This window comes from Delftia tsuruhatensis NBRC 16741 (assembly GCF_001571325.1).
In the GTDB taxonomy this organism is placed as follows: domain Bacteria; phylum Pseudomonadota; class Gammaproteobacteria; order Burkholderiales; family Burkholderiaceae_C; genus Comamonas; species Comamonas tsuruhatensis.
Window position 1 is genome coordinate 18,187 of the sequence record NZ_BCTO01000063.1, and the last position, 13,957, is coordinate 32,143.

The following is a 13,957-nucleotide window of genomic DNA, read 5'->3' on the forward strand; positions in this document are numbered from 1 at the left end:
TCTGCCAAAACATGCCCAACATCGCTCAAAAATAAGCGAAGTTCGCTTTTTTTGCAGGCCATGAAAACGGGGCAACTATTTTTGCCAAGGAGCCGGCTTTTTCATTCCCAAGGCTTTTTTTGCTCATCAGAATGAAAAGAGCAGACCCACAGAGGAGTTTTTGATGACCGCCTGCAGCACCACCCCGACGACTTCCGCCACCTCCGCACAGCCTGCGGCCGGCAGCCCCCTGCAATGGCATGCACGCCCCTCCAAAAGCGACACGCTGCCGTTTGAAGGCGCCTGGAGCGTGCAGGCCATCCAGGAACTGCTGGACAAGCCCTTCATGGACCTGATGTTCCAGGCCCAGAGCGTGCACCGCGAGCACTGGCCTGCGGGCGATATCGAACTGGCCACGCTGCTGTCGGTCAAGACCGGAGGCTGCCCCGAGAACTGCGGCTACTGCCCGCAGGCGGCCGAGTTCGACACCGGCGTCAAGGCAGAAAAGCTCATGAGCGTGGACGAAGTCACGCGCGCCGCCCAGGCGGCCAAGGACGCGGGCGCCACGCGCTTTTGCATGGGCGCAGCCTGGCGCGCGCCCAAGGACCGCGACATCGAGAAGATGAACGAGCTGATCGGCGCCGTGAAGGGCCTGGGCATGCAGACCTGCGCCACGCTGGGCATGCTCCAGCCCCACCAGGCGCAGTCGCTGCGCGAAGCGGGCCTGGACTACTACAACCACAACCTGGACACGGCGCCCGAGTACTACCAGGACGTGGTCAGCACGCGCCAGTACCAGGACCGCCTGGACACGCTCAAGGCCGTGCGCGGCGCAGGCATCAGCGTGTGCTGCGGCGGCATCATCGGCATGGGCGAGGCGCCCGTGCACCGCGCGGGCCTGATCGCCCAGCTGGCCAATCTCAATCCGCATCCCGAGTCGGTGCCCATCAACAGCCTGGTGCGCGTGCCTGGCACGCCGCTGGCGGACAGCGAGCCGGTCGATCCGCTGGACTTCGTGCGCGTGATCGCGGTGGCGCGCATCACCATGCCCACGGCGCGCGTGCGCCTGTCGGCAGGCCGGCAGCAAATGGGCGACGCCGTGCAGGCCCTGTGCTTCATGGCCGGCGCCAATTCCATCTTCTATGGGGACAAGCTGCTGGTCACCGGTAACCCCGATGTGGAAGCCGACACCACGCTGCTGCGCAAGCTGGGCCTGAGCGGCACGCGGACCTCGGTACAGGAGTGAGCCTTGGGGCTTTTTGGGGCTTTTGAGCTCTTTTGAGCCGGCAGCTCAGCGCTGCGGCCGGCCGCTGCCTTGCGCGGCGGCGGCCGCATCGTCGTCGCCGGCATCGAGCAGCCGGGCCGCACGGTTGCTCAACGCGGAATCCGCACGGAAATAGCCCAGCACCGTATTGACGCTGCTGTGCCCCGTCAGCGCCATGGTGTCGGGCAGGGGCACGTTCTGGCGCCCGGCCTCGGTCACAAAGCCCGAGCGCAGGGAATGCGCCGAGAAATCTCCCTCCACGCCCGCCAGCGCGCAGCGCTGCTTCACGATGTCGCGCACGGCGGCCGGTGACAGGGGCTCGCCCACATGGCCGCCCTTGCGGATGCGCCGGAAGATCGGCCCTTCCTGTATGGCGGCGGCACGCAGCCAATCGGCCAGCGCCTGGGCCGCGCGCCCGGTCACGGGCTTGTGGTTCTCGGGTGCGTCCCGTCCGGACTGGTTGGTCTTGGAGTGGGCCAGCGTGTAGATGAATTCCTGCGGCCCCACGGCCCGCAGGTGGCGCATGTCGGCCCCGGCCACCTCCGAGCGGCGGCGCCCGCCGCTGGACCAGGCGAACAGCAGCAGGGCACGGTCACGGCGGCCGCGCAGGCTGTCGTCACAGGTGTCCAGCAATTGCTCCAGCAAGTCGCGCGTCAGCGCATCCTTCTTGGCGGGACCTTCACCGCGCCGCGCATAGGCCTTTCGCGTGCGCGACATCAGCTCGCGCACCGCACCGTCCTGGCAGGGGTTGGCCAGTCCATGCACCTGATGGGCCTTGGACAGCACCGCCATGCGGTGCACCAGCGTGTTGTGCGACAGGGGGCCTTCGCGGGCCTTGTATCCGGCCTCGACCAGGGCGCGGTCCATGTGCGCCGGCATTTCACTGGCCAGGCCCGCGCCGGTCTGCCGCTGGGCATGGTCAATGATGAATTGCAGCACACAGGCCACATCCAGCGGCAGCTGCATCTGCCGGTCAAACCGCAGCGCATGCCAGGCGGACCAGTAGCGCATGGCGCTTTGGTAGCTGTTTCTGGTGTTGGCGGATTCGCCCTCGTGCATCAGCTCGCGCACGGCCTGCCGGGCGGCAGGCTCCAGGCCGGCGGACGGCAGGGCGTTGCCTTCCTGGATGTCGTCCAGGGGCTGAGGTCGGGAGGTCAGCGAAAAAGGGCCGGTGCGCATCCATGGATTGTCGCCCGACGCCGCCCGGGCAATCCCTTGCGGGCCTGCAGCGATCGGCACGACGCAAAGTTCACTTTCCAGCGACCAGGAGCGGCCTTTTTGCGCCACAAATCCGTGTAATGTGCGCATCCATACTGTATGAAAATTTCATACGTAATATTTAATACATCTAACATATGATGTATTACATGAAGTTAAAATAACTCACGATAACAAACTCTTATCGTTGGTAATCTTGGAAATAGTTCACGATATGCAGAAAACATCCACCCGTGGCGTGCAGGAAGCCGATGTCTGGGCCGCGGCAGACGCCTTGATCGCCCAGGGCCTGCGGCCGACCATCGAGCGCGTGCGCCAGCACATTGGCCGGGGCTCGCCGAATACCGTCAGCCCCATGCTGGAGACCTGGTTTGCCACGCTGGGCCAGCGCCTGGGCGTGGCGGCAGGGCAGGGCGAACTGCTGCCGTCGTCGGTGCCCGATCCCGTTCAGCGCCTGGCGCAGCAGCTGTGGGACGCTGCCCAGGAAGAGGCCATGGAGGCCGCCCGCGCCGCCCTGCAATCCCGGGAGGAAGCGGCACAGGCCACGCAGGCCGAGCTGCAGGAGCAGCAGGAGCAAATGGCGCGGCGCGAGGCGTCCATGCAAGCGCAGAAAGAGGCCATGGACCAGGCCCTGCAAGTGGCCCAGGCCCAGTCGCTGGACTTGTCGCGCCGGCTGGATGAAATGCAGCAGCAGCTGCAGGACCGCGACGAGCGCCTGGAGGAAATGCGCGATGCGCTGGCCGAAGCCGCCCGCCAGCGCGAGGCGTTGCAGCAAAAGCATGGCGAGGAAATTCAGTCCGCCGCGCTGGAGCGCCAGCGCATGGCCGAGCAGTACGCGGGCAATGAGCGCCACATGCTCAATGAGGTGGATCGTGCGCGGCAGGAACTGGCGGCCGCGCGCAAGGCCGCCACCGAGCAGGAGCGCAAGGCAGCGACCCGCCTTGCAGAGCTGCAAAGCCGCTATGAAAAGAGCGAGGAGGAGCAGCTGAGCCTGCATTCCCAGCTGCAGACCGCCCAGAATGCGGCCGCCCTGGCGCAGGAGCGGGCAGCGGACCTTCGCAGCCTGCTGCAGGCGCAGCAGCGATTGGCCGGTGCGGCCGTGCCCGAGGCGGGTGCTGGACTGCCCGTGGGCCGGCGCGCAAGCCTGTCTGCGGCGCGCCGCTCCATGACGCGCCTCAAGGACAGGCGGGGCTAGCAGTCAGGGCCTGCGCCCCTGGCTGGGCCCGGTCAGGACTGGAGCCGGAACCCCGCCACCACATCCGCCAGTTGCGCGGCCTGCTGCTGCAGTGACTGGGCGGCGGCTGTGGCCTCTTCGACCAGGGCCGCGTTCTGCTGGGTGGACTGGTCCATCTGGCTGACGGCCGTGCCGATCTCGGCAATGCCCGTGCTCTGTTCCTGGCTGGCATTGCTGATCTCGGTGACGATGGCGGTCACGCGCTGCACGCTTTCCACCACCTTGCCCATGGTGGCGCCTGCGTCCTGCACCAGCCGGCTGCCGGCATCGACCTGGCCCACGGAGTCATCGATCAGCGCCTTGATTTCCTTGGCGGCCGTGGCGCTGCGCTGGGCCAGCGTGCGCACTTCAGAGGCCACCACGGCAAAGCCGCGGCCCTGCTCACCGGCACGGGCTGCTTCCACAGCGGCGTTGAGCGCGAGGATATTGGTCTGGAATGCGATGGAGTCGATCACGCCAATGATGTCGGCAATACGGTGCGAGGATTGTTCGATGCCGCCCATGGTGCGCACCACCTCGTCCACGACCGTGCCGCCATGCGTGGCGATGTCGGAGGCGCTGCTGGCCAGTTGCCGCGCCTGGCGCGCATTCTCGGCGTTGTGCTGCACGGTGGCCGTGAGCTGCTCCATGGCGGCAGCCGTTTCCTCCAGCGAGCTGGCCTGCTGCTCGGTGCGTGCCGACAGGTCCTGGTTGCCGCTGGCGATTTCGGTGGAGGCATGGCGCACGGTCTCGGACGATTCCCGGATGCGCACCAGCACCGAGGCGATCTTGTCGGTGAAGTGGTTGAACGCACGTGCGATCTGCGTCAGTTCGTCATTGCCTTGCACCGACAGGCGGCGCGTGAGATCGCCGTCACCCGAGGCGATGTCTTCCAGCGCATCGCGCACCACGGCCAGCCGGCGCGTGACGCGAGCGATGACGGCGCCCAGCAGCGCAATCGCCAGGATCAGCGAAATGGCAACGATGGCGCCCGACACCTTGAGCAGCGAACCCAGCGCGGACAGCGCCTCGTCGCGCTGCACGGCCACCACCAGTTGCCAGTTCGTGCCGGGCACGCCCTGGCCGTAGAGCAGGAAGTCCTTGCCGCCGACGGCCGTGCGCATGCCGGAGTCCGCCTTGGGCAGGGCCTGGATGGCGTCGGCACCCAACTGGGGCGAGAGCGCGGAGACGGGCTTGAGCGTGAGTGCCGGATCGGGATGGGTGACGATGGCACCGGCCTCATCCACCAAGAAGGCAAAGCTGCCCGGCGTGGGCCGGATGGCGCCCACGGTGCGCACCACCGTGGTCAGCAGCACGTCGGTGCCGACCACGGCGACAGGATTGCCGGCCGGGCCCACGGGCTCGGCAAAGGTCACGCCCACTTCGGGTGGAGAGACAAACAGATAGGGCGCCGTCACGATGGGCCTGCCTTCCTTGAGCGCCTGCCTGAACCAGGGGCGGGCCGTCACGTCGTAGTCTGCAGCCATCTCGTTGAGGAAGAACATGCGCTTGTCGGTGTAGCCGAAGTAGGCATCCGAGAAGCCGCCGCCGTCGCGCAGCGCCTGGACCACGGCACGCGGCTCCGGCGTATCGACCGCCTGCGCCAGGGTATGGGTCAGCAGGCGCTTGGTCGCCACCCATTCGCCCAGAACCTGGGCCTGGGCGTTCACCAGCTGGCGGCTCTGGTCGTCGAGGGTGGACAGCACATGGCGCTGCACCGTGAGGAAGTTGGCAATGGCCAGGGCCAACATGGCCACGGTGACGATGGCCACGCTGAGCGCGATGAGTCGCGCACGCAGGGACTGGAACATAGAAGAATTACTTATTGCAAGAAGATGCTACATACGTTAGCAAATTTTCTTGACAATACGCATGCTTGCAGGCGGTGCCCCCTGGCCGCCGAAGCCTATGCGGGAAATTCGCTCCCCTTCAGCGCTCCCCCGCCAGCAGCCTGCCCAGCGCCTCGTAGGCCGGCAGCGAGGTCGGGTCATTGGCCGCATTGCCAGCCACCGGATGGGAGGCAAAGCGCGCAATCACCATCTGTGCCTTGGGATCGATGTAGACGGTCTGGCCATGCACGCCGCGCGCTGCGAAGGCGCCATGGGCGTTGTGCGTGATCCACCACATGTTGCGGTAGGTCCAGCCCGGCAGCAGCTTGTAGCCGGCCTTGGCAAAGGCCGCCGCATCGCCGCCACGGCGGATGTCGTCCACGGCGGCTGCGGGAACGATCTGCTGGCCGTTGAACTGGCCCCGGTTGCGCAGCATCTCGCCAAAGCGCGCCAGGTCCCGCAGGCCCAGGTTCAGGCCGCCGCCTGCAAAGGGCGTGCCCGTGGAGTCCACCGACATGTAGGCATCCTGCTCGGCGCCCAGGCGGCTCCAGATGCGCTCGGACAGCAGATCGGCCACCGATTGGCCGCTCACGCGCGCCAGCACCCAGCCCAGCGCATCGGTGTTGGCCGTGCGGTAGCCGAAGGCCTTGCCGTGCACGCCTTCGGGCTTCACGGTCTGCAGGAATTCGTAGTAGCTGCGCGGCCCGGTGTAGTCCTTGGCCTTGGGCAGCGGGTTGCCCGCTGCCGCGTGCGCCCAGACCTCGGCCTGGGGGTCCGCATAGTCTTCGCTGAAGCGTATGCCCGTGGTCATGTCCATGAGTTGGCGCACCGTGGCATTGCCGAAGGCCGAGGCCGCCAGCTCGGGCACGTATTCCGACACGCGGCGCGAGGGGTCGAGCTGCCCCTCGGCAGCCAGCATGGCCGCCAGCGTGCCGACGAAGGACTTGGTCACCGACATGGCGCCGTGCTGGCCTTCGGGCTTGAGCACGCCGAAGTAGCGCTCATAGACCACGCGGCCCTTGTGCAGCACCACGATGCCGTCGGTGTAGTTGGCCTTGAGCGAATCGCGCCAGGTCATGGGCTGGCTGGCACCCAATGGCGTGAAGCGCAACTCGTCGATGTCGTCGCGCAGCGCCTGGGCCAGCGGCGCTGCAGGCGCCAGGCCGCGTGACACATTCACCGTGGGCATGAGCTGGCGAAAGTGCGAGACGCTCCAGCGCATGGCGGGAAACTGGAAATAGGAGCCGTCGTCGAAGCGCAGCATCCGGTCCGGCGGTGGCGGCGAGCCCACCATCCAGCCCAGCTTTGCGGGGTCGCTGGCATCGGCATCGGGATAGGAGGGGGTCTTGGCTGCGGTGACCCCTGCCGTGGCTGTGGCGAACACAAGGCTGCCAGCCAGGGCACCGGCGAAATGTTTGAGCTGCATGGCGGCAACCATACTACGGTTGCCGCGGCGCCAAGATCCGCTGCCAAAGGATGGAAGCCGGCTTCCATCCCAGGCCCTGCGCCCAGTTGGCGCAAGCACGACAAATGGCTTTCTCGTTGGACTAAGCTTCAAATAGTTTTTGAAAATCAAAGCCTGGCGAATGCCCATGAAAAGCCTGCAAGACCTGGATATCTTCGTGCGCACCGCAGACAGCGGCAGCCTTTCGGCCACGGCGCGTGCCCTGGACCTGACCCCGGCTGCGGCCAGCGCAGCGCTCAAGCGGCTGGAGGCAGAGCTGGGCGTGACCCTGTTCGTGCGCTCCACGCGCAGCCTGCGGCTCACGCAGGAGGGCGAGCTGTTTCTGGAGCACTGCCGCCCCGCGCTGGCCGGCCTGCGCCAGGTGCGCGACCAGTTGGCTGGCGGCCAGGCCGCTTTGCGCGGCACGCTGCAACTGGCCGCCCCCTCCGACCTGGGCCGCAATGTGCTCATGCCCTGGCTGGACGAATTCCAGAGCCAGCACGCAGGCGTGGATCTGCGCCTGCACCTGTCCGACCGCGCGGCCAATGTCTACAGCGAGCCTGTGGACGCGGCCTTTCGCTATGGCAGGCCGCAGGATTCCAGCCTGGTGGCCTTGCCGCTGTCGGACACGCACCGCCGCGTGCTCTGCGCCGCGCCTTCCTATCTGCAGCAGCGTGGCGCCCCCGCCACCCCCCACGACCTGGCCGGCCATGACTGCCTTTGCTTCATGCTGGGCGAGGAAGTGCACGACCGCTGGAGCTTCTGGCCGGCAGGGCAGGGGGCTGCCGTACCTGAGCCCGTCCATGTGCGGGTGCGCGGCCGCAATGTGGCCAATGACGGAGATGCCGTGCGGCGCTGGGCCGTGGCCGGGCGGGGGATTGCCTACAAGTCGTATTTCGACGTGGCCGAGGACCTGGCCCGGGGCCGCCTTCTTGCGCTGTGCACCGACTGGACGACCGAGTGCGTGCCGCTGTTCCTGGTCGCACCCAGTCGCAGGCAGTTCACGCCGCTGGTGCGTGCGTTGCGGGATTTTGTGGCGGTGAGGCTGGCCGAGCTGGAGGCGGCCCAGCCCTGAGACATCACGAATCCCGCGTCCCCAGCTCCACAGGCCCGTGCACATGGTGCTCTGCGCAGACCTGCCGCGAGAGCACATGGGTTTCGATCACTTCGGCGGCATTCTCGGCCGTGAGCCGCCCGTACCAGACGCCGTCCGGATAGACGATGGCCAGCGGGCCATGGTTGCAGGGGTACTGGCAGCTGGTCTGCAGCAGGCGCAGCCTGGCGCGCAGTTCGCTGCTGGCCTGCACGGCATCGCCCAGGCTTTGCCAGACGGCCACGGCGCCCAGGGCCGTGCAGCGCGGTCCCGTGCAGACCAGGGCATGGTGCTGGTGGTCCGGCACCTGGGACCAGGCCTGGGGATCGTGCTGCCATTGGTCGCCTGCGGTCTCGGCAATGTCTGGTGCCTGAAGGGCCTGGGCCATCTGCGACAGCAGCAGCGCGGGCATGGCGGCAGCGCCCAGCAGATGGTCGGCAAACCGCACCTGCACGCCCTGGTCCGGCAACTGCGAGCGCCAGCGCATGGCCAGCTTGTGCAGCCAGCGCAGCAGGGCAGGCTCGTCGGGCGAGAGCAGGGGCAGCACGACGATGGAGCGCGCCGGCAGGCATTGCTGCAGCGCCTCGGGCAGCGAGGGTGCGGCCTTGTCCACGAAGGATGTGACGACCTTGCAGGCCGGCTCCAGCGTCTGGCGCAAGGCATCGGCCAGTTCGATCAGGCTTTGGCGCGATGCTGCGCCCGTGCCGCCGCGGCCCAGCACGATCACGGCGTCGGGCCCGGGCGGGATGGAAGTTTCAGAGGAGTTCATCGGGAATGAAGCTGATGCGCAGCCGGCCGGTGGCGGCATGGATGTCCACCTCGGCAGCCACGCCGTAGACCTGGCCGATGGTGGCCGGGGTCAGTACCTGGGCCGGTGTGCCATGGGCAACGATGCGGCCTTGTTCCATGAGATAGAGACGGTCGCAGTAGTGGGCGGCGATGTTGAGGTCGTGCAGGGCGACGATGCTGCTGATCTGCAGGCGCCGGACCAGTGACATCAACTCCAGCTGATGGCGTATGTCCAGGTGGTTGGTGGGCTCGTCCAGCAGCATCAGCCTTGGCTGCTGGGCCAGCGCGCGGGCCACGAGCACGCGCTGCTTTTCGCCGCCGGAAAGGCTGGAAAAATGCCGCTCCTCCAGCGCCAAGGCATTCACCTGGGCCAGCGCCTGGCGCATGCAGGCGAGGTCCTCGGCGCTGTCGCCCGCCCAGGGGGACTGGTGGGGGATGCGGCCCATCATCACCGCCTCGCGCACGGTGAAGTCAAAGCTCTGCGGCGCCTCCTGCGCCAGGACCGAGACCTGGGCCGCGAACTCGCGCGCCGTCATGTCCCGGATGTCGCGCTGGTCCAGCAGCACGCAGCCCGCGTCGGGGCGCAGCACGCGATAGAGCATGCGCAGCAGGGTGGATTTGCCGCTGCCGTTGGGGCCGATGAGCCCCACGCATTCGCCGCTGTGCAGGGCGAGGCTGGCCTGGTCCACGATGCGCCGGGCGTCGGCACGCCGGGCGTCGGCACGCCGGGCATCGGCACTCCAGCACAGGTCCTGGGCTTGCAGCTTCATGGGCCGCGCCCTCCCTGCACCGGCTGGCGCACCAGCATCCAGACGAAGAAGGGCCCGCCGATCAGCGAGGTGATCACGCCCACGGGCAGTTCCATGGGCGCAAAGGCCGTGCGCGCGACAAGATCCACCAGCACCAGCAGTAGGGCGCCGGCCAGGGCGGCCACGGGCAGCACGCGCCGGTGGTCCGTACCCACCAGCATGCGCGCGGCGTGCGGCACGATCAGCCCCACAAAGCCGATGGCGCCGCTGACCGCCACCATGGTTCCCGTCAGCAGCGACACCGCCAGGAACAGTGCGCGCCGCAGCCGTGCCGTGTCCACGCCCAGCGTGGCGGCGGCCTCGTCACCGGCCAGCAGGGCGTTGAGCGGGCGCGTCTGCAGCCCCAGCCAGAGCATTCCCGCAGCCAGCACGGCGGCGGGAATGCCCAGTTCCTCCCACTGCGTGCCGGCCAGGCTGCCCAGCGTCCAGGTCAGCAGGGCATTGGCCAGGTCACGCTGGCCCGATGACAGGGTGATCAGGCTGGTCACGCCCGCCAGCACATAGCCGATGGCCACGCCGCCCAGGATCAGCCGCGTGGCATGGATGCGGCCCTGGGAGCGCGCCAGCAGGTAGACGGCGACGGTGGCCGCCAGCGCCCCGGCAAAGGCCCCGGCCGTGAGGGCGTACATGCCGGCCGAGGCCAGCGCACCGAAGGCCAGCACGGCCACGGCGCCCACAGACGCACCCGAGGACACGCCCAGCAGATAGGGATCGGCCAGCGGATTGCGCACCATGGCCTGCATGATGGTGCCCACCACGGCAAGCCCCGCGCCCACCAGGGCCGCCAGCAGCACGCGCGGCATGCGGATCAGCCAGACGATCTGCTGGTGCTGCGGCGTGATGCCCTCCAGCGGCGGCGATTGCAGGCCCAGGGCCTGCAGCAGCCGGCTCCAGGCAATGCGCCAGACCGTGCCCGCCGGCATGTCCACGGGCCCCCAGGTGATGGCCAGCGTCATCACCAGCAACAGGGCCGCGAACAGCAGCAGGCACCAGAGGCGGGCGGCGCCCGGGCGCCTGGGCCAGCGGGAGTCAGTTGGCCGCATGGCTGGGCGCCGGCATGCGGTCGGGGTGCAGAGCCTGCGCCAGCGCGCGGGCCCGCGCAATATTGCGCGGGCCGGGCGTGGCCTCGGCATAGGTCATCACGAAAAACCGCTTTTCGCGAATGGCATCGACGCCGGCCAGCTCGGGCTTGGCCAGCAGGAAGTCGATCTTGCCCTGGGCATGGGGCTGGCCGTAGTCGATGATGACGATCCACTGCGGGTTGCGCTGCACCACGTCCTCCCAGTTGCCTGCGGGCCAGTTGCTGGGAATGTCGTCGAAGATGTTGCGCCCGCCCGCTTCCTCGATCATGGCCTGCGGCATGCCGTAGCGGCCCACGGTCACGGGGATGTCCTGGCCGCTGTCGTAGACGAAGACCGAAGGCCGCTGCCGCACGCCCTGCATGCGCTCGCGCAGGTCCTTCAGGTCGCGCTCCAGCCCCTGCGCCAGTTGCTCGGCATGGGCGTCGATGCGGAAGATGCGGCCCAGGTTGCGCAGGTCGGTCAGGCCGTCTTCCAGCGCCACCTGGCTGCGCGGCCCCACGCGGATGCACGATTCGGACAGCACATACGAGGCAATGCCGTGGCGCTGCAGCACCTCGGGCGTGACCTGGCCCTGGCGAAAACCGTAGCTCCAGCCGCCGAAGACGAAGTCGGCCGAGGCGCCCAGGATGGCCTCCAGGTTCATCTCGCGCTCGGCCAGCCGCGGCACGCGGGCCAGCTGGGCCTGAAAGGCCGGGTCGATCTGCTTGGCCTGCGTGATGCCGCTGTAGCCCACCAGCCGCTCGCCCAGGCCCAGAAAGAGAAACATCTCGGTGATGTTCACGTCATGGGTCACGGCGCGCAGCGGTGCGTTGGCGTAGGTCACGGGGCTGCCGCAGACATTGACGGTCACGGCCGCCTGCGGTGCGGCAGCCGGTGCTGGCAGTTCACGGGTGGTGCCGGAATCGCTGCGCGAGCAGCCGGCCAGCAGCAGGGTGGCCGCCAGGGCGCCAGCGCACAGGCCCTGGAGACCGTGGAGGCTTTTGGAGCGCGGCATGGCCATCAGAACCGGATATGCGCCGCGATCTCGAAGCGGCGGCCTTGCCCGACCAGGAACTGGCTGCCGTAGCTCGATCCCACATAGACCCTGTCGGCCAGGTTGCGGCCGATCAGGCTCAGGGTGGTGCGCGCGTCCACCTGCCAGCTCAGCGCGGCGTCGGCCACGGTGTAGGCGGGCAGGTTCACGGTATTGGCGTTGTTGCCAAAGCGGTCACCCACGTAGCGCAGGCCCAGCGAGGCCTGCCAGGCGCCCACGCGGTAGTGGCCCCAGAGGTTGGCCGTGGTCTTGGCCACGTTCTGCGGGCGGTTGCCTGCGCGGTTGCCGCCGGCCTCGATGAGCTTGTCGAACTGGGCGTCCACATAGGACAGGTTGCCCTCCAGGCGCAGGGCGGGCGTGGCCTGGAAGGCGGCGGTGGCTTCCGCCCCGCGCGAGGACTGGCTGCCGCCCTGGATGGAGATGGCCGGGCGGTCGGGGTCGCGCGTGATGATGTCGTCCTTCTTGATGTCGAACACGGCCAGCGTCCATTCGCCGCGCCCGCCTGCCACCTGCTGCTTGATGCCGATCTCGGCCTGGTGGCCCTTGCTCAGCTTGTAAGCCGTGTTGGCCAGGTTCAGCGAGACCAGGCTGTTGACGGGATCATGGCCCGAGCTGATCTGCCCATAGACATTGGTGTCGCGGGCCAGCTCATAGGTCAGGCCCAGGCGCCAGGAGGTGGCGGCCAGCGTCTTGTTGAAATCCGTGCCGCCCACCAGCGAGTGGCTGGCAAAGTCGTAGACATCGCGGCGCAGTCCGGCCATGGCCAGCCAGCGGTTGCTGATGCGCCAGGCATCCTCCAGGTACAGCGCATGCTGGGTCACGCCGGTTTCGGTCTTGGCCTTGGTGACATCGGGGCTGGCCCAGCTGCCATGCACGGGGTCCCAGGCCGAGACCGTGGACGAGCCGCCATAGGGCGAGTTGTTGGACAGCCGCAGGTTGATGCGTGCGGCCTCCCAGCCCATGGCGATCTTGTGCGAGCCCCGGTCCACGTTCAGGCCCAGGCGATTGCCGGTCTGCTCCAGGTCGTGCAGGATTTCCAGGTAGTCGGAGCGGCCCACGGTCCAGGTGGCGGGGTTGAGCGCGTAGGCCTCGATGTTGCGCCAGTGGCGGTCCGACTGCACGTGGTACAGCTCGTTGCGCACCGTCAGCCAGTCATTGGCCTTCCATTGCACCTTGGCGCGCAGGCGCTCGTCGGCATAGCGCAGCACGCTGTCTTCGGCGTTGTAGTTGCGGTCGCGCAGCGACTCCACCACCTTGCCGTCCAGGCCCGGCGTGCCCCAGTAGCGGCTGGGCTTTTGCACGCTGCGGTCGGCAATCAGGTCGATCTGCAGGTCGCTCGTGGGCTCCAAGCGCAGCGTGCTCATGAACTTGCCGTTGCGCGACTGGTCCAGGTCGCGCTCGCCCGCGCTGCGCGCGGTGTAGCTGTCGATGCGGTAGCTGGCATAGGCGCCCAGGGCGCCGGTCACGCCCAGGCCCAGGCGCAGCGTGTCGTCCGTGCCAGCGCCCAGCAGCACCTCGGCCGAGCTGGTGCGGCTGGGCTGCTTGCGGATGGCGTTGACGGTGGCGCCCATGGTGCCGCTGCCATACATCAGCGAGGCCGGGCCGCGCAGCACGTCGATGCGCTCGTAGCCCCAGCTGTCCCCGGGATAGGCCGTGGTGCCGGCGGCCACGCCCAGCACCATGCCGTCTTCGGCCACGCCCACGGAGTTCACGCCCGCAAAGCCACGGCTGCTGAAGGACAGGCCGCCGTTGCCCGGCGTGCTGCTGGAGGTCAGGCCCACGGTGCGCGTGACGGCGTCCACCAGGGCGTAGTCGCCGCGCTCCTGCATCTGCTCGGCAGAAACACCATCCACGCTGGCCGGCACTTCCTGGTTGGAGACGCCGGTATGGCTGGCAGAGCGCGCAGGCTGGGCCAGTTGCTGGCCGATGCGTTCGGCCTGGCCGGTGACCTGGACCTCGGGCAGGGCGGTTGATGGGGGCGTTGGCGTTTGGGTTTGGGTTTGAGCCTGCGCCGGCAGGCAGATGAAGGCACAGGCCAGGGCCAGCGGGCTCAGCCGCACGGAAAGGGACTGGGCAGCGCGAGCGCTGGAAACCCTGGAAAAGGAAGAATGCATTTCGAACATCGGTCTTCGACCGTCTGATGCGAAAGCAAGGCACTGCCACCTCTCCAGCCAGCGTGGGAGGAAAGGGCGCAGGACGTTGCC

General features: G+C 68.1%; 11 protein-coding genes. 3 read left to right on the forward strand and 8 right to left on the reverse strand.

Annotated elements, in window-relative coordinates; all coding sequences use genetic code 11:
* The first annotated feature begins 163 nt into the window (after positions 1-163).
* Entirely contained in the window at positions 164-1,225 is a 1,062-nt protein-coding gene (gene bioB / locus DTS01S_RS25045) for a biotin synthase BioB (protein WP_061289412.1), read from the forward strand.
* A gap of 45 nt (positions 1,226-1,270) precedes the next feature.
* Here the strand turns inward: bioB and DTS01S_RS25050 are convergent, their stop codons facing one another.
* The gene (locus tag DTS01S_RS25050) at positions 1,271-2,422 is read right to left on the reverse strand and encodes a site-specific integrase (protein WP_017405771.1); all 1,152 of its coding nucleotides are present in this window, start codon (positions 2,420-2,422) and stop codon (positions 1,271-1,273) included.
* 253 nt (positions 2,423-2,675) lie between these two features.
* On the opposite strand from DTS01S_RS25050, the gene DTS01S_RS25055 reads away from it, so the two are divergent.
* A complete protein-coding gene (locus DTS01S_RS25055; RefSeq protein WP_017405772.1) occupies positions 2,676-3,656 on the forward strand; it encodes a DNA-binding protein in 981 nt (326 codons plus the stop codon).
* A gap of 32 nt (positions 3,657-3,688) precedes the next feature.
* Here DTS01S_RS25055 and DTS01S_RS25060 read toward each other — a convergent pair whose 3' ends face one another.
* Complete coding sequence (locus DTS01S_RS25060) at positions 3,689-5,485, reverse strand: methyl-accepting chemotaxis protein (protein WP_061289415.1); 1,797 nt, start codon at positions 5,483-5,485, stop codon at positions 3,689-3,691.
* Positions 5,486-5,603: 118 nt separating this feature from the next.
* Complete coding sequence (locus tag DTS01S_RS25065; protein WP_026062487.1) at positions 5,604-6,929, reverse strand: serine hydrolase domain-containing protein; 1,326 nt, start codon at positions 6,927-6,929, stop codon at positions 5,604-5,606.
* Positions 6,930-7,095: 166 nt separating this feature from the next.
* Here DTS01S_RS25065 and DTS01S_RS25070 point away from each other — a divergent pair, with 166 nt between their 5' ends.
* Positions 7,096-8,022 (forward strand): LysR family transcriptional regulator, encoded by a 927-nt coding sequence (locus tag DTS01S_RS25070; RefSeq protein ID WP_013802414.1) that lies wholly within the window; start codon positions 7,096-7,098, stop codon positions 8,020-8,022.
* A 4-nt stretch (positions 8,023-8,026) separates the two neighbouring features.
* Here DTS01S_RS25070 and DTS01S_RS25075 read toward each other — a convergent pair whose 3' ends face one another.
* Genes DTS01S_RS25075 through DTS01S_RS25095 form a run of 5 tightly spaced genes read right to left on the reverse strand, consistent with a single transcriptional unit; the run spans position 8,027 to position 13,876 of the window.
* Complete coding sequence (locus DTS01S_RS25075; RefSeq protein WP_017405776.1) at positions 8,027-8,809, reverse strand: (2Fe-2S) ferredoxin domain-containing protein; 783 nt, start codon at positions 8,807-8,809, stop codon at positions 8,027-8,029.
* Positions 8,796-9,599 (reverse strand): ABC transporter ATP-binding protein, encoded by an 804-nt coding sequence (locus DTS01S_RS25080; RefSeq protein WP_061289419.1) that lies wholly within the window; start codon positions 9,597-9,599, stop codon positions 8,796-8,798. The genes DTS01S_RS25075 and DTS01S_RS25080 overlap by 14 nt, the downstream gene beginning before the upstream one ends.
* Positions 9,596-10,681, reverse strand: a complete 1,086-nt coding sequence (locus tag DTS01S_RS25085) for a FecCD family ABC transporter permease (RefSeq protein ID WP_017404753.1) — start codon at positions 10,679-10,681, stop codon at positions 9,596-9,598. The genes DTS01S_RS25080 and DTS01S_RS25085 overlap by 4 nt, the downstream gene beginning before the upstream one ends.
* Positions 10,668-11,720, reverse strand: a complete 1,053-nt coding sequence (locus tag DTS01S_RS25090) for an ABC transporter substrate-binding protein (RefSeq protein ID WP_017404754.1) — start codon at positions 11,718-11,720, stop codon at positions 10,668-10,670. Before DTS01S_RS25090 ends, DTS01S_RS25085 begins: the two co-directional genes overlap by 14 nt.
* Positions 11,720-13,876: a TonB-dependent receptor gene (locus tag DTS01S_RS25095; protein ID WP_017404755.1), complete on the reverse strand. Its 2,157-nt coding sequence runs from the start codon at positions 13,874-13,876 to the stop codon at positions 11,720-11,722. The genes DTS01S_RS25090 and DTS01S_RS25095 overlap by 1 nt, the downstream gene beginning before the upstream one ends.
* Positions 13,877-13,957: the final 81 nt, after the last annotated feature.

What these genes read in the sequence shown, in the direction of transcription:
- DTS01S_RS25055 (WP_017405772.1), top strand. Translation starts at nt 2,676, where the DNA reads ATGCAGAAAACATCCACCCGTGGCGTGCAGGAAGCCGATGTCTGGGCC.
- DTS01S_RS25095 (WP_017404755.1), bottom strand. Translation starts at nt 13,876, where the DNA reads ATGTTCGAAATGCATTCTTCCTTTTCCAGGGTTTCCAGCGCTCGCGCT.
- bioB (WP_061289412.1), top strand. Translation starts at nt 164, where the DNA reads ATGACCGCCTGCAGCACCACCCCGACGACTTCCGCCACCTCCGCACAG.
- DTS01S_RS25070 (WP_013802414.1), top strand. Translation starts at nt 7,096, where the DNA reads ATGAAAAGCCTGCAAGACCTGGATATCTTCGTGCGCACCGCAGACAGC.
- DTS01S_RS25075 (WP_017405776.1), bottom strand. Translation starts at nt 8,809, where the DNA reads ATGAACTCCTCTGAAACTTCCATCCCGCCCGGGCCCGACGCCGTGATC.
- DTS01S_RS25085 (WP_017404753.1), bottom strand. Translation starts at nt 10,681, where the DNA reads ATGCGGCCAACTGACTCCCGCTGGCCCAGGCGCCCGGGCGCCGCCCGC.
- DTS01S_RS25090 (WP_017404754.1), bottom strand. Translation starts at nt 11,720, where the DNA reads ATGGCCATGCCGCGCTCCAAAAGCCTCCACGGTCTCCAGGGCCTGTGC.
- DTS01S_RS25050 (WP_017405771.1), bottom strand. Translation starts at nt 2,422, where the DNA reads ATGCGCACCGGCCCTTTTTCGCTGACCTCCCGACCTCAGCCCCTGGAC.
- DTS01S_RS25060 (WP_061289415.1), bottom strand. Translation starts at nt 5,485, where the DNA reads ATGTTCCAGTCCCTGCGTGCGCGACTCATCGCGCTCAGCGTGGCCATC.
- DTS01S_RS25080 (WP_061289419.1), bottom strand. Translation starts at nt 9,599, where the DNA reads ATGAAGCTGCAAGCCCAGGACCTGTGCTGGAGTGCCGATGCCCGGCGT.
- DTS01S_RS25065 (WP_026062487.1), bottom strand. Translation starts at nt 6,929, where the DNA reads ATGCAGCTCAAACATTTCGCCGGTGCCCTGGCTGGCAGCCTTGTGTTC.